This is a genomic window from Pseudomonas sp. GW821-FHT02A11 (genome assembly GCF_059421985.1).
Map to the genome: position 1 here is coordinate 251,282 of NZ_JBWKWB010000003.1, position 25,244 is coordinate 276,525.

Here is a 25,244-nt window from a genome sequence, read left to right on the forward strand (position 1 = left end):
CGTACATCAGGTGTACCCACTTTCCCAAACATCATCAGTCTCCTGCTGGCGGATCGATGAGGGTAAGACCATTCGCTTAACCAGCTCAGCAACGCTCGCAGTCGCCTGATAATAAACGTCTTGTGCGCGCTCAAAGTTCTCCTGAAGCGCTGACCGCTCGAATGGCGTGACGTCCTCATCCATGTCTGCCAGGGCTCGCCGTAGACCATCTTTGGCGCGCTCCACTTCCTTCAGATACGGCAGCAAGGCGCTTGTTGAGTACTGCTCTGGCTCCTCGGCGGCACCTTCTGAGTGAGCTATCACGAGCAAGGCAGCTTGCTCTGCCTGAGCGCGGGACGGTAGCAAGCTTCCAGCCGGATCGAGCTGGACCTTGTCCAAAGCGGCGGCAAGGATGTTCAGAGGTGCAGTCATGGATGTACTCCTTACAACAATCGGTTCTGCACTTGCTTGACCGTATCAGTACTTGGTGGGTCACACCGTTTCGACGAATGGCAGCAGTACGCTCTATGCACCCGGCGGGGATTATTTCCTCAAGCCGGTAATCACTTGGCCGATCCCTGTATGGCCCATACCTCGTGATGAGACAGATCCCATCGATCGCGGTCTATGCTATGACTCACCCACGGGAGGCAAGCCATGTGTTCACATTACGAGGCACCAACCGAAGAGCGCCTCAAGGCCGGCTTCGGTGTAGCACCAGCAACCCCCTATCAGCACGACCTTTGGCCAACCTACCTTGGAGCATTCATCCGTCTTCGCAGTGAAGAATCAACGGACGACTCTGAACCAGAGCTTGAAGCACTCACAGGCCAGTTCGGTCTCCTGCCATTCTGGGCAAAAGACAGAAACTTGGGCCGCCATACATACAACGCTCGCACTGAAACCGTTAGCGCCAAGCCTTCCTTCCGGGATGCCTGGAAGAAAGGTCGGCATTGCATCATCCCCGCTGCAGCCATCTATGAGCCCGACTGGCGTACCGGCAAAGCCGTACCGACCAGGATCACCCGAATCGATGATGGTGTTATGGCGATCGCCGGCTTATGGGATGAATGGCACACCCCTCAGGGAGAACGCCTTCTCAGCTTCAGCATGCTCACCGTCAATGCCGATGAGCATCTGCTCATGAAGAACTATCACAAGCCAGCAGATGAAAAACGCAGCGTAGTGGTACTGCCCAACGGGCTCATTGGCGACTGGCTTCGCGCGAGCGCGGACCAGAGCATGGACTTCATGAGGCTTTACCCTGCGGACAAGCTCAAGGCAGATCCTAAGCCCATGTGATAACGAGACCGGATCCTACCGACGCTTATCAGGACGTGCACCCCATAACAGGGTGTTCAAATTCAGCGGATCCAAATTTGGGGATTTTTAGGGTCACATCGCCTTCAATTTGCGGCGTAGCGGCAGCAGGGCGCAGCTCACGAGCAAAACGCCTGATGAAGCATTCCATGTCTCACTCTCACTCCCGATCGCGTTCAAGGCGACCACCACGGTCAAGGCAATGAGAATGGGCTTGAATATGTCGGACATGATGGCCAACTCCAACGGGGTGTCCCCGTGGATTTTGAACTGCCAAGGCATGAGAGTGACGACGATCAAGAGCAGCGTTGATATCACGCTTAGGGTAAAGCCAGCCTCGAAGGCTCCTGCGACCGTTGCGACCAGGGTGGCTAGTACCAAGTACAGGCAGACCCGCCTTGAAGCGATAGCCTGCCCCCAGAGGCTCTCGGCGTTGTTGCTCATCTGAACTTCCTCAGCTTCATCACGGTTACCAAGCCCTCAAAGGGCATCAGAGATCCATGCTAAGGCCTCGCTGCTCGACTCGCACGCCAAAACGCCCTCTCGAAAATACAGGGACTGATATCTGGTTGGTATCGTCAATGAAGAGACTGTTCAGCGGGTTGTGGCCCTACGGTGATGAAATCGCTGCCATAGGCTGCTGTTAGGGCCAAATCTAGGAACTCAGCGTGGCCGGTGGAAGCAGGGTCAGGTAACTCGGGAAAGAATGCATTGAGTGCATATTCCGTCAGGCCAAACTGTCCGAAGACCTCCGCACGGTCAACGTACTCGAGCAACAGGGCACTTCCCGGCACGGAGGCTACTGTGAAGTTTCCTTCCCCAATCTGGGCACCAAAGATTTTGGCCTTTTGGAAATGGATATTGACCAGCCCAGCCGGCCCTTCATCCATGAAATAAACGGACAAGCACCCGTCTAGGTCGAAAAGAATGCCAACCAGACAGAGGTCCGGATCCTCTTGCACGGCCTCAGTTGCCTCTTCAAACGTCATGTCGATTCCTCAGTCAGGACTGGATTTCATGCCAGCAAAACCAATGAGCTGCCAGCACTTCAGTGATGCTGCCTTATCAAAGGACAAAGCTTCTGACACAGGCTGTTCACTCTCAGTATGGGACACATCAATTCCACGAGGAGCTCAACCCATGTCAGAAGAAAAGACCATCATCACCCCGTTTGTCCCGTCGGCCGGGGAACCACGCGCTAACTTCGCAGTGTTCGCTGGGTTTAAGGGCAAACCCCAGGGTGGATATCGTGACTACCAAGGTGGATTTTGGGCTCTATGTCAGGCGAAGGCTTGGGCTGAAAAGCTGTTGTCCGACCATCCATCACAGGTCGAGTGGGTTCAGGTGACCAACACCTTTCACGGCGCGGTTGAAGAAATAATGGACGGGGTATGGATCGTGGTACGTGAGGACGACCCGGCCTAATTGCCTGCATGGCGGGGGCGTAACGCACTCGCCGCCATTACCCCAAGCTAACTACACACCCACTATTCAGAATCGCTCGACCGCAGCCGCAGAACGTCAATACAAAGCCTGACTGTTCAGGTGGAGCTGGTCGGCCCAGCCGGGTCATTAGCTCCACCTGATTCCCAGGATAGGGATTCAACCCATCGCAAGTCTTCAGCCAACTCAACACCTCCCAGAGGCTGATCTTGACCACAAGAAACATCAAAAAGAATGTAATTGAGGTGGTGGTGACACACCCCGGGTGGCTTGAAACTGTGTTCATCAACTAACTGGAGCAACACACATGACCGCCGCCACTATCGCCTCGAACCTGATGACAGTTGAAGCTGTAACTGCTCTGGAAGCATGCTCAACCCTGCGCAAATTCCACGATGTAACCCAGTCGCTGGTTAAGTCTCAACAGCTCGGCCTGGACTTCGCCCCGAAACGCAATAACGCCTTCGCCCTCCCTGTCGCGCTGCTGGTCTGCGACATGGCCGATGGGCTGCGCGACGAGTTGGATCAAGATGCAATCCGTGGCTTTGCGGATTCATACAAGGCTGGCGCACATGTTGATCCTTTGGGTGTAGTGCCAGAAAACGGCAAGCTGCGTGTGGTGATCGGTCTCACCCGCTACGCTGGTCTGATGCTTGCGATATCCGAGGGATCAAAGATCAAGCAGATCTGGGTCAATGAAGTCGACGGTGATCCCCTTAACGTTCTCACTCGCCAACTGGTCTCCAACAACCAAACGACGATGAAACCGATTGAGACCGCCAAGGGTTATCGCCGATTGCAGGAAGACTTTGGCCTGAGCGTCTCTCAGGTTGCGACTCAGGTGCGTGTGAGCGAAAAGCGCGTTCGCACTATGCTGGCCTTTGATCGCGTCCCTACGGAGGTCAAGGAGATGGTAGTTGCTGGGAACGTTTCGATCTCCAAAGCAGTAGCCGAGAACTCCAAGTGTGCGAAGGCGGGCCGTGACACGGTTGTTCACATGCAAGACGAGCTGGCCAAAGCTCGTGCGAACGGTAGCAACAAGATCACTGACAAGTCCACGTCCGCACCCTCCGCGCTCTACAGCCGAAAGGATCTGGATGCTTCGGTCCCGGCCCTTATCACCCTCGCAGATGCCCTGGAAAAGGCACTGCCGTTCATGGGCGCAACTCCTGATGAAGTAACACTGGAGTTGAAACTGGGCGGCGATCTTCAGGGTCTGTTCGAAGCGTTGGCCAACCTGCGTAACGCACACCGCTCCGCAAACGGCGAGCGCCTGCCGCGCGTCGCGAACAATTAATCAACCAACTTCTCTGCCCGGATCCGCCGGGCAGTTGCGGGCTAGGAGCTCAATCATGAACGCTGCGTTGCTGGCTCAAAGACTTAAGGCACTGGGAGTGCCCGTAATTTCATCCGAAGAACCTGAGTACCATGTGGACGGCATGATCACGGTCTCCGACCGCATCACTATCAGCGTTCCACTGGAAGGATCGACGCTCGAATTGCTCGAACAGCTGGACGAAGAGACGTTCGAGCACTGCCGCCGGACTCGGAACGTTGAACAGATCGCTCAAGATGCAAAGGCCATTCTGGCGCGCCATGCCAGTGAGCCGTCCTCAGCCGCTGGCTAATCCTCTTTCCATCGCTCAGATTGGGGCTTAGCCCCACATCTGAGATACTCATCTCTGATCAAATCCGAACACCAGGCCCCAAAATCCATGTCCGACTCATGCGCAATGACAACCCTGCGAAAACCCTGTGCCAGCTGCCCATGGAGGGTCAATCAGACCGCGCAAGACATTCCGAACTTCGAGCTGGCGCGCGCTGAGCGTTTAAGTGCGTGCAGCCCGGATGAAGATGGCATGGGACCTGAGTTCAATGCGAAGGTCTTCGCGTGCCACCAAAGTCGTGAGGACGACGAATTTCCTTGTGCAGGCTGGCTCGCTACCGTTGGCCACGCCCATCCACGAATCCGCTTTGCAGTCAGCCGTGGTCGTATCCCACCTGAAGCATTAAAGCCCAGAGCGGATTGGCCAGAGCTTCATACCAATTACCAAGACGTGCTGGCCAAACTGCGAGAAACCTCGGTCGAATGAAGCTGTTGAGCTGGCTCTGAAGGGGTTCAGGCACAAGGACTCCTCCCTCAAGCTGTGTCCATCAAGATCACATCTCCCGAGGCAGCAATGAAACTCAACAAGTCACTCACAACGACCGGCGTTTTCCGTCCAGGTCAACCTGATGAAATCTTTCACGAGTACAACGCGCACCTGAATCGCATGCAGTCACTTGCCTTTCGGATTGGCGAGCTTTTGGCTGAGCAGCCCGCCGGCCTGGCTGCGCGGGTAGGTGACCACGCGGAGATTTGCGTGGTCTCTCTCCGAGGTCAGCTAGAGACTGTTTTCCTCGAGCACTATGAAGCGTCCAGGCCGGACGATGAGGTTTGGTGGTATTGCATCACACGTCAGCGGTATCAGGACTGTGACTGGGGCGGCGAGGAGCAGCTTGATGAGTTGAGCGATAAGCTCGAAGCCTGGCTAGCAAACCCCGTATTCGAACCGCTAAGCGCTGGCGAAAGGATTCAGTCCTTGGCTACTGCATTGGAAAAGTGGATTGAAGATTACGAAAGCAAATTGCCCAGCCAAGGTGAGAGTTAACTCCACACTATTGATGCTCCCAAGACCTCCATAACGACGGCGACCACCAGCTCAGAGCAGGAGTCGCCGTCATCGTTATGCTGCTGCAGTCAGACTCAAGCGCTGGCATCTCAAAGCCAGCTTGGCGACGTAATCCGCGCCAGTGCAGGTTCGCTCCAGCCGTACGACCTCACCGAGCGTGGTAGCCGCGCCCGCAAGCTGCAACATCCTCCACAGCTCCTCGCACAATGCCACAACGTACCGCGGCGCTTTGTGCTCTGAATCCCAGCGCATAGCATCTTTCGACGTTCTTCGGCTTGAGAGCGCTTTCTCGATGAGAGACAAGAAAGGTATCAGGGTTGGGTTGGTCATAGTTCCTCCAATTATTTTGCTGCCGCCGGCTGTACCCGGTTAATTTCCGCCTTTGGACTTTAGATACTGAGCGACCTGGTTGTTTCCCATGGTCAGAGCTGCACGGTATGGGGTGTCACCGTCCTTATTCTTGACCTTCAGACTCGCACCACCTTCCACGAGCAGTTTCGTGACCTCCAGGTAACCTCCATATGCGGCTTTGATGAGGGGCGTGTCACCACCCTGCTCATCTGGTACGTCTACCCGCGCCCCTTTTGCTATCAGAGATCGCACGCAATCAGCTGCTCCGGCCTGAGCAGCGCTGCCGATCGGAGTAAAGCCATACTTCACGTCCTTCCGATCCGCCTGCGCACCAACGCTGAGGAGATAATCAACGACCTCGCACTTCTTGGCGGCCGCAGCTGACTGAATCGCCGGGCTACCCTTGATTCCTAAGCTCGGAACTCCGCCGCCCAGCGTGTTCACGTTGAAACCGGATGCCACATACTGCTTTATCGTGTCGAGATCCCCAGAGCTTGCAGCCCTTACGAACCCCTCAGCGGTCATTTGAGTTTTGGACAGGCTCCCCGCGACCTGGGCAGGCGCATGAGCCTGGCTTGCTGGCGACTCAGCTCTAGCTGCAGTCTTGGGCGGTTCGACTGAAGCTGATCCATTCGCTGAGCAAGATGACACGCCACGCTGCAACATGGACATCAACTCGCCCGGCTCGAAGTGCTCTTTTCCATCTTGCCAGCCCTTGGAAGCTGCAATCTCACGGGCGCTGCCATTCACCGCGTAGGTGGTGCCGTTGTCAGTCGCCGTTACAACGATCTTCTGACCGACCTGCTGGCAGTTGACCTGGTCGGCGGCTACGGCGACACCACATGCCAACATCGCCATGGGGAGAACTGCCCATTTACTTCGCATAGTTTCCATCCTTAGGGATTGAACAGACCCGTGTGGCCTGCACCGGTTTATCTCAGGCCTGAGGATCAGAAAGGACTTTTGCCAAGACGGCAAGCCCGAGCTCGGTAAAAACCAACTCGAAATCATTGTCTCGTGCAACCAGCCGATCTGGCATCTCGGCAATCAGCCCTTTGTCGAAGCAGGCCTTCGCAAGCCGGAACTCGTCCCTGTGCGCTGAGATGCGGCTTGTCAGGTCCAGATCGTCGTCAAAGCTTGAAAGGAACTTGCGTTGAGGCTCGGTGAGCTTACGCGCGATCAATTCTGCGCGGTTGTTCAACAGCCAGGCCGCCACTTCGCTTGCTGGCACCTCACTCTTTGCCCATGCAGCGAAGGAGACGCGAGTATTGTTCGACTCACCATTTTCGGCGCTCGCGGAGAGCGGACCTTTCCAGGCGTGAGCTTTATACCGAAGGCAGTCTTGATCGGTGACTTCTTCGTAGAGCTTGAACTGCGGGCCTTCAGCGATGACTTCGCGAAGACCGCCTTTGTTATCGGTGTAGAACCGGCCGACTGCGATTTCTGACTTCTTCAAAATTCTCTCCATTCTTGGATTGGTCATCAGTAAGGAAACCAGCTTAACGGCGCTAACGACGTGCCAACACCCCGGGCTCTTCAGCCGGCGTTTCCCTCTTCAGCCTCGATCTCACGACGTAGGTCTGCAGCTGCACTATCGACAGCGTCCTGATTTCCAGGAACGTACCTCGCAGGCAAATCATTCAAGGGTGCAACGATGACCTTTGCCAGCCCAAATTGGTCAGCGGTAATGTCAACGACAAAAGCAAGGTCACCGGCCTGGGCTTCAACCCAATAGTGCCCCTTGCCCTCCCTCAAGACATCAATAAACAGGCCGCCGTCGGTATCACCATCGCCCCCTCTGACCGTAGCTACAGCATCGGTGAACTTGTTTATCACGACACTGCACAGGACCGACGCATACAGGCAGGATCCGAGCGTTCTTTGATGCCCAAGCGAACTCAATAACATGTGCTCGAATAACTCTCGGGTGTGAGTAGCGATTCGCAGGAGATCCGCTGGCGCTTGAGGGTGTGAATCCATTTTCGAATCCGAGCCTGGGTTTGGAGGATGCATTGTAGAGGTCGGCGCCACGCTCTCATTCTTTGCGGAGTGAGAAAGTTGGATTCAGCCAGTTCGTGTTTAGGTTAGGCGCGCTGGCGAAGAACTGGACATACAATTCGACGCCGTGAGCAAGCAACCCCGGTAAACGGTATGCGTTTCATTGGCTGGTTTGTTCCAGTGAAGCCCGCCACGGCTGGCTGTATTGCTGATGGTAGGTGCGGCCAAGTTCGCTCTGAAACGTTACGACGATACTCCGAATGAGAGTCCGCACGGCGATCGGCTGGCGCGTCAATGCGGGTCATCCAGAAGCCCAGATTTGACTCCCAAGAGTCACACCAGTAGATGTGCCCATCCCACGCCTTGAATGTATGACCTATCGTGTCATGTTCTGGATGGGTGACCGGGGTTTTGATCACCGTTTCAGGCTGCATGAGATTTACCCTGAGCGGCGTCCGACGGCCGTTCAGGACGGAACACGCACTTGTTGTCGCCGTCGAAGTGGGCAATACATTTTCCCGTCTCATCGAAATACTTCACCCTCCAGGTCGGATGACAATTATGAGTATGCTTTCCATACGTGAGCTGGTTGGCGAAGCGAACGTCCAGATTAGCGCTGTCGTTCATTTTCACAATGGTACCGATTTCTCCGTCGACCTCGACCTGCATGCCGAGGCGAACGAATTCCAAGCCACGGTGCTTGGTCATGTCGGCAACAAATTGCTGTGCCTTAGTCAGTTTCTTGCGCGCTTCTCCCGCCATGCTTTACCTCTGATTGTCTTGCGCGGCCGATCTCGGCCTCGCTTCTATGGTGGCCATTTTCCGGCATCCAGAACCGTGCCACCACCCATCATGCGGAATTTGGTGTGATAGCTCTGAATTCGAATTCCTCGACGATGCGTTAAAATGCGGAAGTCGATTCAGGAGTCGCCTGATCACTATCACGGTATTCCCATGCAACGCGAAGACATCCAAAACTCAACTGGTCAACCCCGGCCATTCGCAGCCTTTTTCGCATACTCGGTTCTGCTCGTCTGCTCCACGTTCGCCACCGCCTACATCTTCGACGGGCAAGCTGCCGTGTACCTATTCATGTGCTTCCTACTTGCACCCTCACTGGTGGCAGCAAGCTGCATGAGGATGATGCGTCAGAAATACAACAACTCCAGTAGGCTCCCAGGCCTGCTTTTAGGCGCAGCTGTAGGGACTCTATACCTCACGTTGGCAGGTCACGCTTCAGCAACTGGTATTCCGTCAGTAGAGTTTTTGCACGTGGCCAGCGGCTTTCTGCTCGCTTTCGCCTGGCATAAGCTTTCTGAGACCGCCGTAAAATTTCTGATCTGGGACGACTTTAAGGTGAATAGTTCCTTTGATGAATGAGCCCAGCTGTATGCCGGGGGAATACTCCGTTGGGATGGAGTCAGTCGTCCAGGCACTGAGAGGCTCCGATCCTGAACGCCGAGCAAGGGCACAAGCATTTCAGCAGCTAAAAGTGCGTGAGGAACTCAGTGGCGTTGGATTAACTGCAGAGCCAGCCACCGCAATTGTTCGTTACCTCGATGGGGAACTGACAATTGGAGAACTTGTAGACCTTAGACTTCGGCCCGACCTTTGGACCTGACTCAGATACTGGCGCACCAGTGGGTGGTGGCACTGATAGATCGGCGTCACACTTCTGCCATCAATCATGAACGGAGCTTCCATATGTCTACCCCCACCACTGTCCCCTTCGTGCTCTGCGGCCACGACGCCCCGCAAATGGAGCATTTGTGGTCCAACGAAGTTGAGGGTATTGCGGCCTCTGGCCCCTACTACTCAACCCCAGAGCAAGACGATGAGGATCAGGTCTGGGGCATTGTTTTGATCGGGCCTGCGCATTCGGGTTATTTCGCCGGATGGTCAAACGGTGAGAAATCGGCATCGGCCTATAGTGATCAGCTGTACCCCGCTCTCGACGATGCAGCGAGGGCGGCTGAGGAATTAGCGCGGCACGAAGCAATTCGACAGTGCGCTGAGGCTCTATAGTAGGCTCACCCATCTCGCGAGCGTCGGCGGGGTACCGCCTGCCACAGGCTTACATCACTACCGGGCAATAAATTGAATACCAAAGTTGGAAATGAAGCTGACCGATCCATAAAGTGGGCACAACAAAAGCGCCTGGAATTCATCGACTACCGTTTGTTTTGGGAAGGTCGACTGAATCGAGCGGATCTGACTTCTTACTTTGGAATTTCGGTGCCGCAGGCATCCTTGGACTTATCACTGTACGCGGACATGGGTCCACAGAATCTGACTTACGACCCCAGGCTGAAGTCTTACGTAGCTGCCACTACGTTCCACCCGTTATTCGGGACGCAAACCGCGGAGCAGTATCTGACGGACCTTCAGGCCAGATCCTCAGCGTTCCTCTGGGCAGGCTGGAACCCTCCTATTGGGAGCGCGGCAGTCGTAATGAGACCGGCCGCGCCTGCCGTGGTGATCGCACTGATCAAGGCGCTACGGGAAGGCGAAGCAGTGACGTGCGATGTTTTGTCATCAAGTGATCTCGATTGCCCTGGAACTCAGATCATTTCACCATCTTCGTTCCTACATGATGGGCGTCAGTGGCGTATACGAGCTTACTGCTTCAGGACTATGCAGTACCGAGATTTCGTGCTGAGCCGATTCCAAAGCATCACTTCCCAGCTGCCGCCGCCGCTCGCCGTACCCGTCGACAACGAATGGGCCACGCAAATTGACGTCGTGATTGGAGTGAACCCAATCCTAGACTCGGCCCACAAAGTTCTGGTCGAGCACGATTACGAGATGTCCGGCGGGGAGGCCACGATCAGGACGAGCCTGGCGCTGCTTGACTACCTCAAGCAGCATTTGAGATCAGCGATTTGTGATACCTCATTACCTCCCGGTACCCAAGAGGTTCTGGTACTGCATCACCAAATCGTTACCTGCGAATGATCCGCAGCGTCCCCCGATGGCGCAGCGCCTTTAGGCCGCGACCCCAGTAAGGTCAGGTGCTCTACGAGCCCAGCTTGGACCGCACAAAGGCTTGAGCCTGCCGCGTCAACTGGTCCACGTGGCGTTGAAGCTGCTTCTCTGCATTGAGTATTTCTTTGCGCCCCCAGCGTTGCAACTGCTGATCGCGAATCCGCTGCGCCTGGGGTGACTCATAAATTGGCGCAACATCCACTATACCCATCAGTCCGGGAGTGCTGGCCTCACGGGTGTTCATCACCACTTGGGTATTATGGGTATCGATGACCCGAAAGCCCGCCCTTTCGTAGAAGCCCACTTTGGCAACTGGGCAAGTCAGTTCAACGTGCGGATATCGTCCAACGGCTTGTTTTAGCATCTCTTTCCCGATGCCAGTCCCTCGGTGAGATTTCTGCACAGCCATGTAAGTCACGCCACACGCGCCTGGATGTGAAGGCACAGGAAGGTAGAGGAGAAATCCGGTCACTTCAGATTCAGAAGCCCCTGAGAATGCGACTAAAAGCTCTACGGGAGCAGTCGCGTCCTTGCCGATCCGATCGATGTAAGCGTGCACCTCACACGGAAGAGCCCATTTGTACAACTCGTAATAGTGATTGCTCGGCGGGATGGCGAGCATGTGCAGGTCGGTCAGATAGTCTTCGACCATCACTAGAATCTGCCTGGTGATTGAGTCGGCTGGAGGAGTTTTGTCATACAGCGTGATCAGCATTGGCATCCTTAGCTGGCAATTGGGGGAGTCAGAGAGCGCCATTTAGCTCTGTGAAAGACTCAGTATAACCACCGCCCTCTCGCCTCCCACGCATTGAGTGGTTCATCAAGTAAAGAGGTTGTGGCACGGGCGATTACATCTAGGATGGGGTAGATCTTGACCATCCATTCCAACCCGAGCAGAACCAATGAAGCACTACGACGACATCATCAGCCAGGCACAAAACACCCGTGCAGCCGGTTCAGTCCATAGCAACCCGTATCCGGCCGGGAGTACGCTTCATGCTTTCTACGAGCATGGCTGGAACCTACCCAAAATGTCTGACGACTTGGCCGTCGCCGCATCCGAAATCAAACGCCTACGTTCGGAATTGGAATACGCTCGGACGTTCGAAACGGCCGCGGCCTATCAAGCGGGACGATTCGAGGGCGGCATTGACGCGCTACAGGCACACTCTGAGCATCTCGCACTGCTACAGGACGCTCGACATCGTGTTGCAAACCTCTCACGCGCCCAAGTGCCCTTTGAAGACCCTCTGGATGGCCCTGTTCTGCGTAGACTCGATGAGGCCACATCAAAACTGCGAAAATTGCGGCACCACTACCCTCCCCTAGACAACCGAGCGCTTGTTCGCCATCCGGCGGAACAGATTCAGATCTGGGCCGACATGTACATGAATATGGGCGGGCATGGTCTGATGGTGGATATGCTGTTGGCCTACGGCGCAATCGCAAGTCAGTGCAATGCACTGCCGGTTACTGAGGTTGAGTCAGCCTAATGCTCGTACCGAAACACGTTTAAATTGAATTGCTGACGCGACTGAGGTTTTGAATTGGACATTGAAGCGGTAATCAAAACAGCGAAACTCGGCCGGGCTCGGAAGGATGCCCAGGTGGACACTTGCTCAGTATTTGCCGCAGCGCTCTATGACCTGCTTTCAGGTGTAGTCCCGTGCAAAATGATCACCGTTGTGAATCGGAGCTTTGTGTCATGGGCACACTCCGTGGTTAAGGTGAACGGCCGCTATTTCGATTCCATGGGCGAGTTCTCATCTGATATCTACCGAGCGAGAGCCAAGATTCACCCGACGGTTCAGCTGAAGCTCAGCTTCGAAGCCGACACCCGGGAAGAGTGCTACGAGTCTGAATTCGACGAGTTGCATGCTTTCTACCTCGAAGAACTGACCAAGGCCTCCCTGAAGCTTGAGCCAGCCAAAGCTAGCGCTGTCGGCTAATCCGCGCCCGAATGATGGAACAATCCTATCTAAAGCCGCCCTGGCAGCATCCAGAGCCTTACGGCTCAAATCCGCACATTGACGCACTGTGTAGTGCTTCTGGCACGCCATGACTAGCAAGAAAATGAGCCTCATCAAGAACACATGAGGCTTTACCAGTGGAAATGCATCAACTGCCCACAATCAGCACCGCTCACCTTACGAAAGAGGTCGCAGAGCGACTCACTGCCGAAGGAAATAACAACCCGTGGATTACTTGTGCTGCCTGGGAGCGCGGTTTCTTCATCTGCACTCAAACGCTCTCCAAAGCCGAGGGTGAAGATGCGGCCCCCAAGTGCCTCATCGATCTGAAGGAATGGCTTGCCGGCAAAGCCTTGCACTGCTCCAACGGTGAAAGCAGCTGGCAAGGGGACTGGGTGCGTCTGGACCGTGATGCCGACGAGCAAGACGATCTACCGGCGTACGACTGGTAAGCACTCAATCCAAAAAGGCTCAATGAAATGACCAACATTCAGAAAATCATAGCTACCTCTGATGCTAGCGATATTCGCGGCATCAAGCTCACAGTGCCTGCTCTCTTCCATCGAGCAGACTTTCAACGCTACATCGAGTCAGCGCCGGTAACAGCTACTCGCGATCACGGCAAACCGCTCACTGAGGATGATTACGTCGATGTGGTCGTCTACGTAGATCCTTCACTTACTGGCGAGGGTAGCGACAGCGAGATGCCCGGCTGGGATCACATCGTCGACAAGCTCAGGGCCAAGTTTGGGCCAGGACCATTCAGCGGGAATCACTTCGTGGTGGTGCTGAGCAACTCTTAGGCCAGAAGGGTTCCGCCACACCAGAACGGAATCGATGATCATCAAATCACTACTCGGGTAAAAGCTTAAAATGACGGCAAATCAAACCACACCAACAGCGCCTGACGACTGGCAGCCAAGCTTCTCGCGTTGGAAAGATTGCGGATTCTACGTGACCAATGTGCAACGCGGAGATCGAGCTGTTGGTTGCGTCAGCAATCACTTTCCAGACGGCAAGTGGCGTATCGTGTGCGACCCTCGCCGGGGATCAGCCCTTAACGCACCAGGCGACTACAGCTTTGATACCCGCGACGAGGCAGCCCGGGCAGAACGCGATCTGTCAGTGCTGCTGAATGCCGAAGCGGCTGCGGCCTAACCTCATGGGGGTCTAGGCTGTGAGAGCATATGGCCCCCGATCTTTTACTATCTCCCCCGGCTAGAAATCATGGCAATTCAGCTCGATCCCCAGTTGTTGGCAAATCTTGACATCCCGGATCTCGTTCTGCGGGCTTCTGATGGCCCCATTGTTAGCACCCTGTCCCTGGGACTGACGGAATTGCCAGCGCCATTCGGTGAAGCAAAGATCTGGGTAGCTTGTCGCGAAGCATGGCCGCATAACGATCCAGACTTCGAAGGAATGATGTTCATCTCGGTAGTTGTCCAAGGAGCCCACCATTACAGCCAGCTGGGTCAAGGTAATGTGGTTGAGACAATTGAGGTCAGACCTGGCTGCGTATTTGCCACAAACCCGCTTGCACTGCATTGGCTGGAGCCGTTAGATCCAGACCTTGGTTTTATTGCCCTGCAATGGGAGGTTCCCTTTGGTGAGTACGAGCAACGCATGAGAGATATAGCAAGCTCGATCGCCGCCGATGCGCCGATGACTCCCTTGGATATTGCATCACAGCATGGCCTGATACCGGTCGACCCTCAAGAATATGTCTACGAGCCACCTGGGTTCCCACCGGTCTCCTCTTTCCAAATCTGATCGCTCCGAAATCGGAATAGGCATTTCGAGATGACACGCTGATTTTCAGCTGTAGTCTTGCGATGCCCCTGTTCAGAAAGCCTTGCCCGCATGCACACCTCCGCATTTTTAGATCGACTCGAAACCCTTGCTCAACTTTTGAATGAGGTGTCTGCCGGCACTTGGCATGCGACCCAAGCGATGGGGGCTGCACTGGGCCAGCCAGCAGCGTTTGTTTTGAATGAACAGTCATCGGATAGCGGACAAGGCTGGATAGGCAAAGCTCCGGTGGGATCAGATAAAGCCTTCTCGCTTTGTGCGATTGGCCATGCCTGCCTCGACGATCGATTCGAGGATCTGATCCTGACGCGACATGGGCCGGTCTATCACAACCCATCAGACGATCACGAACCAGCTTTCGGCTGGCGAGCGGTCCAATCGTGTTTTGGCCTCGATGAACCGACCGCTAAGCGGCTTTTTCATCCCTCAAGCTATGACGCGCCATCCCTGCACGCCGTAATCATGCGCCTGACCTTCCACATCTTCGAAGCACGCCAGGTCATGCCGTAGCCGCTGACCGCATAGAGTCAGTTCCTTCGCCGGGAAAGGAATGCCTGATCGCACTGAGTCGAGTTGTGAGCTGCTTCTGCCACACCCCACGCCGGCTGATGATGACTGCATCCTAAATCAGCTCGGAAACGCAAGATGACCGTCAATACTCGCAAATTCACTCCCGAAGACCTGATCGAGCTGCTGGGTGATATCCGCGCCGATCACATCGCTGGGGAAGTCAACGGCACTCCGTTCATCCCCGTTCGCCACCCCCTATACCTGGAATACGCTTTCGAACTGCTGCGCCAGCTTCTGCCTGAGGCAGCAATGGAAAAGTCTTATGCCAATGGGGCCTTAAATCGCGCGGATGACGTAGCAGATCATCAAGTATGCAACCGGGCTGTTCGGATGATGATTCAATTGGTGGATCGGGCCTTCTACGAGCGCTTCAAGCCGCTGCATCCCAAAATGCCAAAGCAGCTTACTGACCGCGAGTGGGGCACGTACATGCTTCAACTGCGATTCCACGGATGGCACAACGGTGTACCTGTGTATCCGAGCCTGGAAAGCGGGGTCGATGCAGCCCTACCACTGGACTTCATTACCGAGGAGCGGGATGCAATGGCGCGAATCGCGCAAATTCCTGATGGCGAGTTGATCGACCGCGACCCTTTTGACATAGCCAACGCCATCAAGGGTGGGTACCCGAACACTTCGTTAGCTGCATTAGTCCTAGTGGCAACAAAAGTTCAGAGCCTGAAAAAAGTGCAGCGTGTGGTGGAAACTGCGCGAACGCCATCCCCGACCTATACGTTCCCGGGCACCGTTGCGCTGACTGAGCAAATCGTGGACAGCGCAGTCATCCAGTTAGGATGGACACTGAGTCACGGTGAGCGAGAGAGCGCTGTACAAGCCTTGCATCTCGCACCTGCGCTAGCCAAGGCTGCGTAGCAGACCTCCCGATCGAGGAATTTAAACACCTTCGACATTGCCCGGCTAAAGGTCGGGCTTCTTACTTTTCGGCGCATTCATTCCCCAAGATAGGAAACGCGAAAGTGAGTAAAAACGGGCTTAAATCCTTGCAGGTAAACGCTGCTGCGTGTACTATTCTCACATCAGCCAAGCACAACGGAGTAGCAAAAATGTCCATTTCTACCATCACCAAGCTTTTCACTTCTGCCAACTGCGTTAAGTCGCACATCGTCAAATTTGCCGCCGAAGTAAAAGGTCTGGAATACGTTGAGTTGGACATCGCGGCGAATACCAAGCTGGCTTTGGCAGCGGACGTCACCGAATCACCTTCGCTCTCAGATCGAAACGTAACCACCTCTGAGATTGACATTATCTTGGAGTATGTCGAGGAGGTTCATCCTCAGCCCCCTCTCCTTCCTGCCAACGCTGCCAGCCGTGCGGTCTACCGCAAGCAGGTACGATCTTTCCACCGCGAATTGTTTCCACTGCTGGACGCTGCAAAGGCTGGCAACAAGTCGGCTCAGGAGTCGCTGCGCGAATACTTGCACCAGATGGACGGTATGGTTCAGGGCACTGCTTACTTCGCCAGCAGCCAGATCAGCATTATGGATGTGACCATTGGCCCGTGGCTGTGGGCAGCAAAAGAGGCAGGGCTCAGCCTGAAAAGCTTCCGAGACCTCTCCGCCTATGCTGATCGACTGTTCTCGCTTCCAGCATTTCAAGCCAGCATCGCCGCGAAAGCTGATTGCCAAGCTGCCTAATCCTTTCTCAGGGTCAGCCCATGCTGGCCCTCCCGAGGCAACACATGGACATTCTCGAGATCCTCAACCAGCTCAAGACAAATGGACTTATCGTTGTGTCCGGTCATCGGCAGTTAATCCGCCCGAGCGAGATCACCGCCTCTATGCTGGCGCTGGAACTGCCCGGAAAACACTTCCACCTGATTCATGCGGATGGCAGCGCCAGCTTGGCTGACGAGCAAGAGCGCAGCGCCAACCTATGTGGGATTGTGGTTACTGCAACTCCAGGAGCGAAGTTCGGGGAGCAACCCGAGAATGCTGTCCTTGATAGCTGGCCGCAGGGAGTGATGACGCGGGTGGAGAATGTTCGATCCTCCGAGCCGGGTCTGAATATCTACCACTGCTGCCGTTCGGCCGGATTCATTTTGGAACTCTTTAAGGACGCTCGAGCGAGCTACGGTGGAGCACAGTGATAACCGCCAACGGGATGCTCCTGTTTCACAATAGAGCAGAGATCTATAGCAACTGGTATCTGCGGCCAGTAACAATCCGAGGAAGGGTATTCGCCTGCATCGAGCAGTACCTCATGTTCGCCAAGAGCATGCTCTTCGGGGATGAAGTCCGAGCAGCGGAAATCATGGCTACCCCAGATCCTGCTGAGCACAAGAGGATCGGTCGCCTCGTCACCGGCTATGACGAGGCGATATGGGCCGCAAGACGAGGAACAATCCTCTGGCACGGCCTGTATGCAAAATTCACTCAACATGATGACTTGAAAGCCGCATTGCTCGAGACGGATCAGTTGCTACTCGTGGAGGCAAGCGGTAGCGATACGATCTACGGCGTGGGTGTTTGGGAAACAAACACCAGGATCTTCGACCAACGTAACTGGCGAGGATTGAATCTGCTCGGCGAGCAACTGATGAGTGTCCGAGGCGTGATCCAGGATGAAGTTTTGAACGGCTCTCCCCACAGGATTTATGCCTGAGCCCCGTTACAATTGAAACAAACCAGACCGATACTCACCACCAGCAATGGAGCGTTGATGATAACTCCCGTCACTAAACTGCCTATCGGAACGAAGGTCAAATTCACTGACTTGTGGCTTGCCCGTCTGACACTTGCGGAAAACCGACGCTACAAGAATCGTGCTGGCGAGATCGTCGGGTATCGTGGCCAGGCGACAAATGAGACACCGCTGCCAATTGTCGATTTTGAGAAGGCTGGTCGTTTCAAAGCCGAACGACTCTTGGAAGTACCTTGGGAACGAATTGAATTGGCCATTGAGCAACCGAAAATCTGAATCATGTCGAGCCCAACACATCGTCAATCACTTGCTTTCAGCGAAGGTCTGCGCGCTAAACGCGACAGTCTGACCCTTGAAGAATCTGCACTGAAAAACCTGAAATCGGGGACTCGCCAATACAATGAATATCTGGCTGGCTTCAATTCCCTCACTGAAGATTGCCAAGCTCGCCGGCAAGCATAATTCCGAACCTAGGTTTTGAGTTGCCACTCATGATGCCCAACCCTATAACGGGGCTCAGTTCATCCTCCGAGTGAAGTCATGCATGTCCTTGGTGTTAAGTTATCCAGCCCCTCACATGTCCGCACGTGCAAGGCGGTTCAATGGTTCGCCACAGTTCTGATTCTATTAGCGCTGATCACCGCGCTGAAAGGTGGCGACATCAGTCAGGTTCCAAAAGCTGGCCTCCAATGGTTGCCGATGGTTGTGCTGTGGAACTGGGGGTGGGACCCATTCAGACAGGGACCGGCGGCATGGCGACTCGGTGTCCTTGCCTGGATAGGATCGAGCATTTTGGCAGCGACGGTAATTCATTTCTTCAGGACTTAATCGCCGCTATCCCACCCCTTCGCGCCCAGGACGTTCCACGCTGGAGCCGAATGTCATCTGGCTGCTTCTGACACACGCCCTGCCGACAGAAGATAGGCCACCACTGACCGATTGAGGGCTTACTGATGTCCATTCTGTTCTGCAAAGGCGACAAGGTCGTAGCTAAGAACCCGATGCTGGGCCTTCCGATGACTGTTCAAAAGGTCACAACTGCAGGGTACTGCGTCTGCAATTTCGTTTTCAGCGATCGTCCAGCTGGGAGCTTCCTTCACCACGAATTGAAGTTCCAGGATGTCGAGGTGAGTGTCATCCCTCAAAGCACTCTTCCGGTAAGGACTGCCGATCGGTCGATCTGAGGCCTGAATTCCAGCAGCCTGTTTTGGGTTGCACAACCATTCAGTTCAATTAATCTCAGGCGAACTCCTAACCTGAGATGTCTATGAAATCTGCACTCCTTACAGCTGCCCTGGCCACCTTGTTTGCAACCACCGCTCACGCCGAGCAGTCTTACAAAGTTGAAGCACACTTCACTTTCAACGGAAAGCCTGCTGGGGACTATGTCGCTGAAATCCCGGAAGATGTGACTGGGCAATTCAGCAACACCCAACATCGACTGCAAACTGCCGAAATCATCACGACTGAAGGCAAAATCCCCAAACGAGTGAGCGAACCTTTAGTTACAGGATTTCAGTTCAGCGTAACGCCAAAAATGCAGACTAACGGCAAGATACTCGTGACATGCGATCTGGATTATCGAGCGCTTCTGTCCATTAAGCATGAGAGTGACGCCGGCTCTGGTCTGAAACTAGACCTGCCGACCACCCATCATATTGAGATGGGCAACGAATTTGTCGCTGAAAGCGGCGCTAAAACGGAGATGTCCGGTTCGGGTAAAAACGGGAGTTGGGAGCTGACGGTAGCTGTCACTAAACTCTGATGTCTGGGAATTGCCCATCGCGGTTGTTGAAGATGACGTGTGAAAAAGCCGGCGATTGCCGGCTTTTTGTTAGTCCTGAGTTATCAGGTGAAGACGTGAGTGTTGCACAGCTGTTGCGTTGCTGTTGCAAGCAACAAAGGCGGCGCCGATTCGCGCCGCTGTTGCTGTCAGATGAAGGTCTGACGCGCACCGCGGGGCAGACGATTGCGACCGGGAATTCGCGCCAGACGATTGCGCCACGATGCGCTGGCACTGATCTTCATTGTCTGCTTGGACACCTGCTGCTTCGCGCTAGTCGCGACCCGAGCAGGTTTGGCAGGCCGAGCATCGGCGGCTTTGACAGCGGTTGACGGCAAGCTGGTTGCCACAGCCTGTGCCGAAGGCTTACCAAGCGAACGCAGGCACGTTTTACAGCTGACCTGTTCGCGTTCCTGGGTAGTGGCGAGAGATGCACCGGTACGGCCGCAGGAGGAGCTGTTCAAGCCTTGCGAGTAATGAGTGACCATAAGTTCTCCGATAGTTTTGCGCGCAATATTCATTGCCTGCCCCCGGCGCGCTTTCGGCGGCAGTGTTCTTTGAGGTGGCCATCTTCAATCGATTTCGGGCGTGCCAGAACCCTCCTACCCATTTTTTTGCGCGATCATTGGACTCAAATCTGTACGGCTTACGAATACCCGGTCGTATCAGGGGTAACAGCAAGTGAAACCGTGATTGCCCCTTGAGGTGATCAGTTGAAGTAATTGCCGTTACACTGACAACGAACCGGCAGGCTGCTCAAGCCCTGGGTCAGTAATTAACAGAGGTTGAAAATTGGCTGATAAAAAAATCAAGCTATCTGTAGCTCAAGCCCGTGTGATGGAGTGGATGAGCCAAGGATGGAGCGCGCGGAACTCTCATGGTAGTGCCGTTGAAATCAACGGGGCTCGCGTCTGCAACGTCGATACCCTTGCCTCGCTCGAGCGGCTGGGCTTAATCAAACGGGACAGTCAACACAGCAACATCTGGGATGCAACGCCCGATGGGAGGAAAATGAGTCCTAACTATCAGGAGCCCGAGATTTAGGGTTCCGGCACACTCTGACGAACCCGATCATTGTCACATCTACTCAACGATCGGAGATTGCTCAATGGTTGCCAGCGTTTCAAACATCACATTTATCAGCGCCTACCAGGGCGAGCATCATTACCTGCTGCAGCTGCGAAGCGGGGATCAACATCGATTGACGGTTCGGGTCGAAACCCTGGCCTACGATCCGGCTCGTTGCGATCAGGACAAACAAACTTTTGACCTCGCAATCAACGGCCAGATTGGCTTGATCGCGTGCGGCGCACCCAGCGTGCTGACTGATGAATTGGTTGCTCACTTCAATCGCATCGCCTTCCAAGACTATGAAAAGCAACTGCACGCTATGCAGTCAGCTCCCAAAATCTACGGCAGTGTCGACCGAATCCCATTTCCTGTCGCCGTTGGAGGAAGCTTCAACGTCGAGTCTGGCACCTGGGCAGCAAGCCATAACTTCGAGACTATTCGAGACCTGGCCGGTATCCCTCCTGCACACTGCTTTGACCCGCGCTCAGCGTGAGATGATCGTTAGGGGCTGGTGGCACCTCCATTAGGCCACGACAATGGGACATCATCTTAGAGGAGCACCATGATGTCCCAGCCCGCTCGCAAGCTACCATGGCTTGATCTTGAGACCACCGGCTTCACCGAACTCAATAAGCGCAAGGTTTACGACCATCGCATTCTTGAGTTGGGGGCTGTTGTCACTGACGATCATTTCAACGTCCTTGGCACCTACTCGGTAGTAGTCCAGCAACCCATGGATCTGGTCCTGTCCCTGTGCGACGACACGGTCCTGCGCATGCACACAGATAACGGACTGCTCAACGATGTGGCGCATTCCGCCATTTCACTTGAGGCCGCTGAAGCAGGGTTAATTGAGTTCTATCGTGAACACGGTGTGGGGGTCAAAGGCGCCCCACTGTGCGGGAATGGCATTCACTTCGATCGGATGTTCATTGAGGCCCAGATGCCCGTGCTCGATGCCTACCTGTACTACCGGAATCTTGATGTGAGTGCCGTGAAGGAATTCCTGAAGTTGGTCTCCCCTGAGTTTGAGCCCGCCAAACGCAAATGCCACCGGGCGCTTGATGATATTCTCGAATCGGTGAACGAAGCTCAGATCTACCGTGGCTTGCTGGTGCCATTTCTTGGGTGTTAACAGGTAAAGCTCATAAATCCAGCATGCCACCCCGACCTTTTTGGAATCATCAAGATGAATACCATCCTGAACCAAGCCCAGCGCAAAAAGCGCGTAGCTCAGATCACACTGGCCCTAATCGAGGGGCAGGTAGAAGCAGGTACACTCGATCAAGACGACGATCAGGCTATGGATTTTGCCGTCCGGCAGGCTGTTCGTGATGCGACTGCTCTGTATGATGCGGCGGTTGAGTATGTGAGTTGAGTACACTCTGCCGGCTTCGCTCCCCAGGGCTTCTGGCACTCTCCCCCGAGGGTTACAGTGGGTCACGTCAATAACAGAGGTAAACCGCAGTCAATGAACACCCCTAATCCCCACGGAATTCAGGTAAGCCCTGTGCAGGGTCAGATTCGTGATGCCCTTGCAGTCCGCAGACGTGGAGATAGAAACGCGATTGTCTCGACGCTAGTTGCTATTGGCTCCGGTTACGTCAGCTTCCACTCGGGAGGATTCTACGTCCAACACGGCTCCATGATCTGCATGGTGCTGGCCGCGTGGATTGCAGCGTATAACGTCGACAAGGTGAGCGCCCTCTCCAGGCAGATTCAAGCTGCCAAGGTCAGTTCAAAGTCTCAGTGAGATTTCAAAGCCCCTGCAAAGGCATTGTCCATTCGGGGGTGGGGTAAGATCGTTGTTCACCCTTCACATTCTTGGCCTGATGACCTCCGCACCCATCACTCTCCCCCAAACGCCCAAGATGCAATCTCTACTGAGCATTGCGCTGGCCGGCACGAACATCGATAGCAGTCAAATCAGAACTACTGATCATTGCCTCAATGCGCTGGCCCAAGCACGACGCCCATTTCCATCCGATGAAAGTTTGGCGATCGTCGAACGCAGACGACTTAACGCTGTGCTGCAACTGATCTGTCTGGTCGGACTGGCTAGCGTCAAGTCTGGCCCTGCAGCTAAAGACGCAGCTCAACTCTTCAGTGACTTTGCAGACGGCGTTCATGTGACGGAAGCGAGGCTACATCGACACCGGGTGCTGTCGGGCCTTAGCGTGATAGAGGGTGGACGCAAGGCATAGCGTTAAGCTCTGTAAAGCAGATGCCCCATCTTGAGAACGTTTCAGTCCCACTGGAGGAGTTGGTCGAAATGAGCGAGTCCAAACCCAAGGTCTACACCGACCCGTTTTACATGCGCCGGCTGGATGGTGAGCTCTCTCGCATTCTTCGCGATCAAATTGACTATCTGGACCCAGTACTGATGGTGGGCCGAGATAAAGCGACCTTCGTGCCAGGCTTCGCATTTGAGGGCATGGTGCGAAATGCTTACCGTATCCGCTCACGGACGAAACTCTCCCTGGCCCCGAGTGGCGATACATGGTTCACCATCGCAATGGACACGACCGGAGAGTCGTGGCCCGTGACATACGTACTGGGAGCTGACAATCTCGTAAAGATCACGACCCCGGCAGCGGAGCTTTCCTGGGTACACGAGACAAGGGGCTTAGCAGAATTTGTGATCAGACCCCTTTTTGTCGATTGGGTGATGCGTAAAGGGCTGACCCGTGAGTATGGGGAAGGTTTTTCCGATGTCCTGCGTGATGATCATCCGTATCGGCGGTATAGCCGGGACCTCGTACTGCTGTACACCAAGTTTGGGATTCAATGTCGATAAACCTCCTGTCGAAGGTAATGTAGTAATTGTACGAATCCGACGTCACCACCTCTGCCGGCAGTCGGCATTCCCAACGTTCCACCCTTCAGTGGGCAGTGGCCTCACTGTTGGCCGGATGGGGCGGTATCTCAGCGGCTGACCATGTGTGGAAGAATGCGGAGATGGATGCCAGGCAATACGAAATAGTTGCCCGGACCTACTCTACGATCTCATCAAGTGCGCAGGCCAAGTTTAATCAAAAGCTAGTGCGAGGATTTCTGCTCAAAACTGACATGATGGATCTGATTGAGTACGCCCTCGATACTCAACCCGGCATCTCAATAGGGGCCGCTGATTCCAGCGAACCAGCTGAATCGGCACTCCATCAGACCTATCGGTTCCTCGCAGGCATTCCTACGCAGTCGCGCGCGAAGGATGACCTCATGGCCGAGAGCTCGAAGCTACGCTCGCACAGGGCTTCCGCCACACAATAGATCCGCTTTGAATGTGTGCCTGTGTGAAACAGGAGCCATTCATGTATCCGACTCGTTTAGCCAATCAGCTGCATCATTCGAAACACCGCGACGCGATGGTCTGCATCGCTGCAGTCCATCCGCGACTTGGACAGGTTTACTGGAGCCAAACAACCAGCTGTGGCCAGAGCGCTATACACACGCTCACAACGGATCCTTTTGAAGCACTGACGCTGCCTGCAGGGTGGAACGAGATGGCTTGGGCACGCTCACACGCTCAGCACATCAAGCGTCTGTGCTCCGATAAACATCAGGTCCTGGAGTTGCCAGTGGACTCGCCATCTGGTCCGGCCAAAGAGGCTACTGTCCAGTTCGCCGGACAGCTTGCTCGGTTGCAGCGCGCCAGCGGGCAATCATCCAATGAATTTCTCGCATGGGTAAAGCACTCGCAGTGGGCTGACGTGCCGGCTGCCGTACGGCGTGCATCCTGGAGTGATGAGGTTTTTGGCTGGCCGACCAGCAGCACGTTTGAATTACCCATAGGCCAGGTGCCTGACGACTTCGAAGTCGTGATCGCACCGAGGCATAATTCGTCCCATGGAACGCTTCACTGAGGCCTTATGCGCAGACATATCGAACTGGTGAGCATTCGCCACATCCCCACCCCTCCCCTTGAGAACTGCCCTTCTGATTTCTTGCTCAGGGCGCGAGTTCTTCTTGAGCTAGAGGGGATCTGCTACGACAACGTCGACAATGTAGTCTGGTTTCCGAGCGGGGTTATCGAAGGTACGCCGTCGCGAGTGCTCCGCACCATGCTTTCCAACGAGTCCGCGGTCATGGATGACGTATTTGCGTCGCGGATTCATGCTAGGGCGCTTCAGATCGTGGCGGCGGGCAGGCCTGAACCGCTGGGCGAGTCGACAATGATTCTGGCGCGTATCATTGCCGAGATTGCCGGCCTTGAATACTCAGGATTGATCACCGTTTTTGGGTCGATGGCTGCGCTGGCGGCCAATCCAGGTGATTTGGATCTGTGCGTGGACTTATCTGAAATCCAGTTCGAGGATTCCAATCAGCTTGCTGAGTTTGCACCCTTGCTGGCCATCGCAAGGAAGCATTATGGGTTGGTCGATCCCTTCCTCAAATTTCGGAATGCACTGCTTGTTCGAAACGACGATGCCACTGGCTGGGTTAGAGCAAGAAATTCTAAGGCGATCGGAGCCCAAATTTATAAGACCGGTCGCCCTCTAGCCGACGTGCTTACCCTTTACCCATGCTGAAAGCCGCTGCTGCCCTGCGTAAACATCAGAGCAGCAGGGGCTTTCCTGGGCGGCAGACACACCATCTGACGCGCATAACGCCGCCAGCAAGTCGTGAATGCGT

General features: G+C 54.8%; 35 protein-coding genes. 27 read left to right on the forward strand and 8 right to left on the reverse strand.

What is annotated here, in order from left to right; all coding sequences use genetic code 11:
- Nucleotides 1–6 precede the first annotated feature (6 nt).
- Entirely contained in the window at nt 7–411 is a 405-nt protein-coding gene (locus AC07V9_RS06295) for a hypothetical protein (RefSeq protein WP_495014860.1), read from the reverse strand.
- A 225-nt stretch (nt 412–636) separates the two neighbouring features.
- Here AC07V9_RS06295 and AC07V9_RS06300 point away from each other — a divergent pair, with 225 nt between their 5' ends.
- Nucleotides 637–1,281, forward strand: a complete 645-nt coding sequence (locus AC07V9_RS06300) for an SOS response-associated peptidase (RefSeq protein ID WP_495014861.1) — start codon at nt 637–639, stop codon at nt 1,279–1,281.
- Nucleotides 1,282–1,374: 93 nt separating this feature from the next.
- Here AC07V9_RS06300 and AC07V9_RS06305 read toward each other — a convergent pair whose 3' ends face one another.
- Complete coding sequence (locus AC07V9_RS06305; RefSeq protein WP_495014862.1) at nt 1,375–1,743, reverse strand: hypothetical protein; 369 nt, start codon at nt 1,741–1,743, stop codon at nt 1,375–1,377.
- Between the two features lie 134 nt (nt 1,744–1,877).
- Nucleotides 1,878–2,288: a hypothetical protein gene (locus tag AC07V9_RS06310; RefSeq protein ID WP_495014863.1), complete on the reverse strand. Its 411-nt coding sequence runs from the start codon at nt 2,286–2,288 to the stop codon at nt 1,878–1,880.
- Between the two features lie 151 nt (nt 2,289–2,439).
- Here AC07V9_RS06310 and AC07V9_RS06315 point away from each other — a divergent pair, with 151 nt between their 5' ends.
- From AC07V9_RS06315 to AC07V9_RS06335, 5 genes are all read left to right on the forward strand, one after another.
- The gene (locus AC07V9_RS06315; RefSeq protein WP_495014864.1) at nt 2,440–2,724 is read left to right on the forward strand and encodes a hypothetical protein; all 285 of its coding nucleotides are present in this window, start codon (nt 2,440–2,442) and stop codon (nt 2,722–2,724) included.
- Nucleotides 2,725–3,049: 325 nt separating this feature from the next.
- Nucleotides 3,050–4,039, forward strand: a complete 990-nt coding sequence (locus AC07V9_RS06320; RefSeq protein ID WP_495014865.1) for a ParB/RepB/Spo0J family partition protein — start codon at nt 3,050–3,052, stop codon at nt 4,037–4,039.
- Nucleotides 4,040–4,094: 55 nt separating this feature from the next.
- The gene (locus AC07V9_RS06325) at nt 4,095–4,370 is read left to right on the forward strand and encodes a hypothetical protein (RefSeq protein ID WP_495014866.1); all 276 of its coding nucleotides are present in this window, start codon (nt 4,095–4,097) and stop codon (nt 4,368–4,370) included.
- Between the two features lie 105 nt (nt 4,371–4,475).
- Nucleotides 4,476–4,835 (forward strand): DUF6283 family protein, encoded by a 360-nt coding sequence (locus AC07V9_RS06330; RefSeq protein WP_495014867.1) that lies wholly within the window; start codon nt 4,476–4,478, stop codon nt 4,833–4,835.
- A gap of 87 nt (nt 4,836–4,922) precedes the next feature.
- Nucleotides 4,923–5,393 (forward strand): hypothetical protein, encoded by a 471-nt coding sequence (locus tag AC07V9_RS06335; protein ID WP_495014868.1) that lies wholly within the window; start codon nt 4,923–4,925, stop codon nt 5,391–5,393.
- A 390-nt stretch (nt 5,394–5,783) separates the two neighbouring features.
- Here AC07V9_RS06335 and AC07V9_RS06340 read toward each other — a convergent pair whose 3' ends face one another.
- The 4 genes from AC07V9_RS06340 to AC07V9_RS06355 form a co-directional block, all read right to left on the reverse strand.
- Nucleotides 5,784–6,650: an ankyrin repeat domain-containing protein gene (locus tag AC07V9_RS06340; protein ID WP_495014869.1), complete on the reverse strand. Its 867-nt coding sequence runs from the start codon at nt 6,648–6,650 to the stop codon at nt 5,784–5,786.
- Nucleotides 6,651–6,702: 52 nt separating this feature from the next.
- Nucleotides 6,703–7,221, reverse strand: a complete 519-nt coding sequence (locus AC07V9_RS06345) for a hypothetical protein (protein ID WP_495014870.1) — start codon at nt 7,219–7,221, stop codon at nt 6,703–6,705.
- Nucleotides 7,222–7,301: 80 nt separating this feature from the next.
- Nucleotides 7,302–7,745 (reverse strand): hypothetical protein, encoded by a 444-nt coding sequence (locus AC07V9_RS06350; protein WP_495014871.1) that lies wholly within the window; start codon nt 7,743–7,745, stop codon nt 7,302–7,304.
- A gap of 441 nt (nt 7,746–8,186) precedes the next feature.
- Nucleotides 8,187–8,525: a hypothetical protein gene (locus AC07V9_RS06355; RefSeq protein ID WP_495014872.1), complete on the reverse strand. Its 339-nt coding sequence runs from the start codon at nt 8,523–8,525 to the stop codon at nt 8,187–8,189.
- A 192-nt stretch (nt 8,526–8,717) separates the two neighbouring features.
- On the opposite strand from AC07V9_RS06355, the gene AC07V9_RS06360 reads away from it, so the two are divergent.
- Both AC07V9_RS06360 and AC07V9_RS06365 read left to right on the forward strand, forming a co-directional pair.
- Complete coding sequence (locus AC07V9_RS06360) at nt 8,718–9,143, forward strand: hypothetical protein (protein WP_495014873.1); 426 nt, start codon at nt 8,718–8,720, stop codon at nt 9,141–9,143.
- 717 nt (nt 9,144–9,860) lie between these two features.
- Nucleotides 9,861–10,718, forward strand: a complete 858-nt coding sequence (locus AC07V9_RS06365) for a BrxR family helix-turn-helix transcriptional regulator (protein WP_495014874.1) — start codon at nt 9,861–9,863, stop codon at nt 10,716–10,718.
- A gap of 61 nt (nt 10,719–10,779) precedes the next feature.
- On the opposite strand, the gene AC07V9_RS06370 is transcribed toward AC07V9_RS06365, so the two are convergent.
- Nucleotides 10,780–11,463, reverse strand: a complete 684-nt coding sequence (locus AC07V9_RS06370; RefSeq protein WP_495014875.1) for a GNAT family N-acetyltransferase — start codon at nt 11,461–11,463, stop codon at nt 10,780–10,782.
- 187 nt (nt 11,464–11,650) lie between these two features.
- On the opposite strand from AC07V9_RS06370, the gene AC07V9_RS06375 reads away from it, so the two are divergent.
- The 19 genes from AC07V9_RS06375 (at nt 11,651) to AC07V9_RS06465 (ending at nt 25,141) form a co-directional block, all read left to right on the forward strand.
- On the forward strand, nt 11,651–12,241 hold the full coding sequence (locus tag AC07V9_RS06375) for a hypothetical protein (RefSeq protein WP_495014876.1): 591 nt from the start codon (nt 11,651–11,653) through the stop codon (nt 12,239–12,241).
- A 54-nt stretch (nt 12,242–12,295) separates the two neighbouring features.
- Nucleotides 12,296–12,697 carry a hypothetical protein gene (locus AC07V9_RS06380; RefSeq protein ID WP_495014877.1) on the forward strand — a complete coding sequence of 134 codons (402 nt, stop codon included), beginning with the start codon at nt 12,296–12,298 and terminating at the stop codon, nt 12,695–12,697.
- Between the two features lie 164 nt (nt 12,698–12,861).
- Nucleotides 12,862–13,170 carry a DUF5983 family protein gene (locus AC07V9_RS06385; RefSeq protein WP_495015106.1) on the forward strand — a complete coding sequence of 103 codons (309 nt, stop codon included), beginning with the start codon at nt 12,862–12,864 and terminating at the stop codon, nt 13,168–13,170.
- Nucleotides 13,171–13,197: 27 nt separating this feature from the next.
- Complete coding sequence (locus AC07V9_RS06390; protein WP_495014878.1) at nt 13,198–13,521, forward strand: hypothetical protein; 324 nt, start codon at nt 13,198–13,200, stop codon at nt 13,519–13,521.
- Nucleotides 13,522–13,945: 424 nt separating this feature from the next.
- Nucleotides 13,946–14,488 carry a hypothetical protein gene (locus AC07V9_RS06395; protein WP_495014879.1) on the forward strand — a complete coding sequence of 181 codons (543 nt, stop codon included), beginning with the start codon at nt 13,946–13,948 and terminating at the stop codon, nt 14,486–14,488.
- 90 nt (nt 14,489–14,578) lie between these two features.
- Nucleotides 14,579–15,037 (forward strand): hypothetical protein, encoded by a 459-nt coding sequence (locus AC07V9_RS06400; protein ID WP_495014880.1) that lies wholly within the window; start codon nt 14,579–14,581, stop codon nt 15,035–15,037.
- 135 nt (nt 15,038–15,172) lie between these two features.
- Nucleotides 15,173–15,970 carry a hypothetical protein gene (locus tag AC07V9_RS06405; protein ID WP_495014881.1) on the forward strand — a complete coding sequence of 266 codons (798 nt, stop codon included), beginning with the start codon at nt 15,173–15,175 and terminating at the stop codon, nt 15,968–15,970.
- Between the two features lie 191 nt (nt 15,971–16,161).
- Nucleotides 16,162–16,752 carry a glutathione S-transferase family protein gene (locus tag AC07V9_RS06410; RefSeq protein WP_495014882.1) on the forward strand — a complete coding sequence of 197 codons (591 nt, stop codon included), beginning with the start codon at nt 16,162–16,164 and terminating at the stop codon, nt 16,750–16,752.
- Between the two features lie 44 nt (nt 16,753–16,796).
- Nucleotides 16,797–17,204: a hypothetical protein gene (locus tag AC07V9_RS06415; protein WP_495014883.1), complete on the forward strand. Its 408-nt coding sequence runs from the start codon at nt 16,797–16,799 to the stop codon at nt 17,202–17,204.
- A gap of 14 nt (nt 17,205–17,218) precedes the next feature.
- Entirely contained in the window at nt 17,219–17,719 is a 501-nt protein-coding gene (gene ybiA, locus AC07V9_RS06420; RefSeq protein WP_495015107.1) for a riboflavin biosynthesis intermediates N-glycosidase, read from the forward strand.
- Between the two features lie 57 nt (nt 17,720–17,776).
- Complete coding sequence (locus tag AC07V9_RS06425; RefSeq protein ID WP_495014884.1) at nt 17,777–18,034, forward strand: hypothetical protein; 258 nt, start codon at nt 17,777–17,779, stop codon at nt 18,032–18,034.
- Nucleotides 18,035–19,025: 991 nt separating this feature from the next.
- Nucleotides 19,026–19,523 carry a hypothetical protein gene (locus AC07V9_RS06430; protein ID WP_495014885.1) on the forward strand — a complete coding sequence of 166 codons (498 nt, stop codon included), beginning with the start codon at nt 19,026–19,028 and terminating at the stop codon, nt 19,521–19,523.
- Between the two features lie 810 nt (nt 19,524–20,333).
- Nucleotides 20,334–20,585, forward strand: a complete 252-nt coding sequence (locus tag AC07V9_RS06435; RefSeq protein ID WP_495014886.1) for a hypothetical protein — start codon at nt 20,334–20,336, stop codon at nt 20,583–20,585.
- 64 nt (nt 20,586–20,649) lie between these two features.
- Nucleotides 20,650–21,105 carry a hypothetical protein gene (locus AC07V9_RS06440; RefSeq protein WP_495014887.1) on the forward strand — a complete coding sequence of 152 codons (456 nt, stop codon included), beginning with the start codon at nt 20,650–20,652 and terminating at the stop codon, nt 21,103–21,105.
- A gap of 72 nt (nt 21,106–21,177) precedes the next feature.
- Entirely contained in the window at nt 21,178–21,747 is a 570-nt protein-coding gene (gene orn / locus AC07V9_RS06445) for an oligoribonuclease (RefSeq protein ID WP_495014888.1), read from the forward strand.
- 54 nt (nt 21,748–21,801) lie between these two features.
- The gene (locus AC07V9_RS06450; protein WP_495014889.1) at nt 21,802–21,990 is read left to right on the forward strand and encodes a hypothetical protein; all 189 of its coding nucleotides are present in this window, start codon (nt 21,802–21,804) and stop codon (nt 21,988–21,990) included.
- Nucleotides 21,991–22,884: 894 nt separating this feature from the next.
- Nucleotides 22,885–23,409 (forward strand): hypothetical protein, encoded by a 525-nt coding sequence (locus AC07V9_RS06455; protein ID WP_495014890.1) that lies wholly within the window; start codon nt 22,885–22,887, stop codon nt 23,407–23,409.
- Between the two features lie 514 nt (nt 23,410–23,923).
- Nucleotides 23,924–24,475, forward strand: coding sequence for a hypothetical protein (locus AC07V9_RS06460; RefSeq protein WP_495014891.1), 552 nt, complete (start codon nt 23,924–23,926; stop codon nt 24,473–24,475).
- Nucleotides 24,476–24,481: 6 nt separating this feature from the next.
- Nucleotides 24,482–25,141: a hypothetical protein gene (locus AC07V9_RS06465; protein ID WP_495014892.1), complete on the forward strand. Its 660-nt coding sequence runs from the start codon at nt 24,482–24,484 to the stop codon at nt 25,139–25,141.
- Nucleotides 25,142–25,244 lie beyond the last annotated feature (103 nt).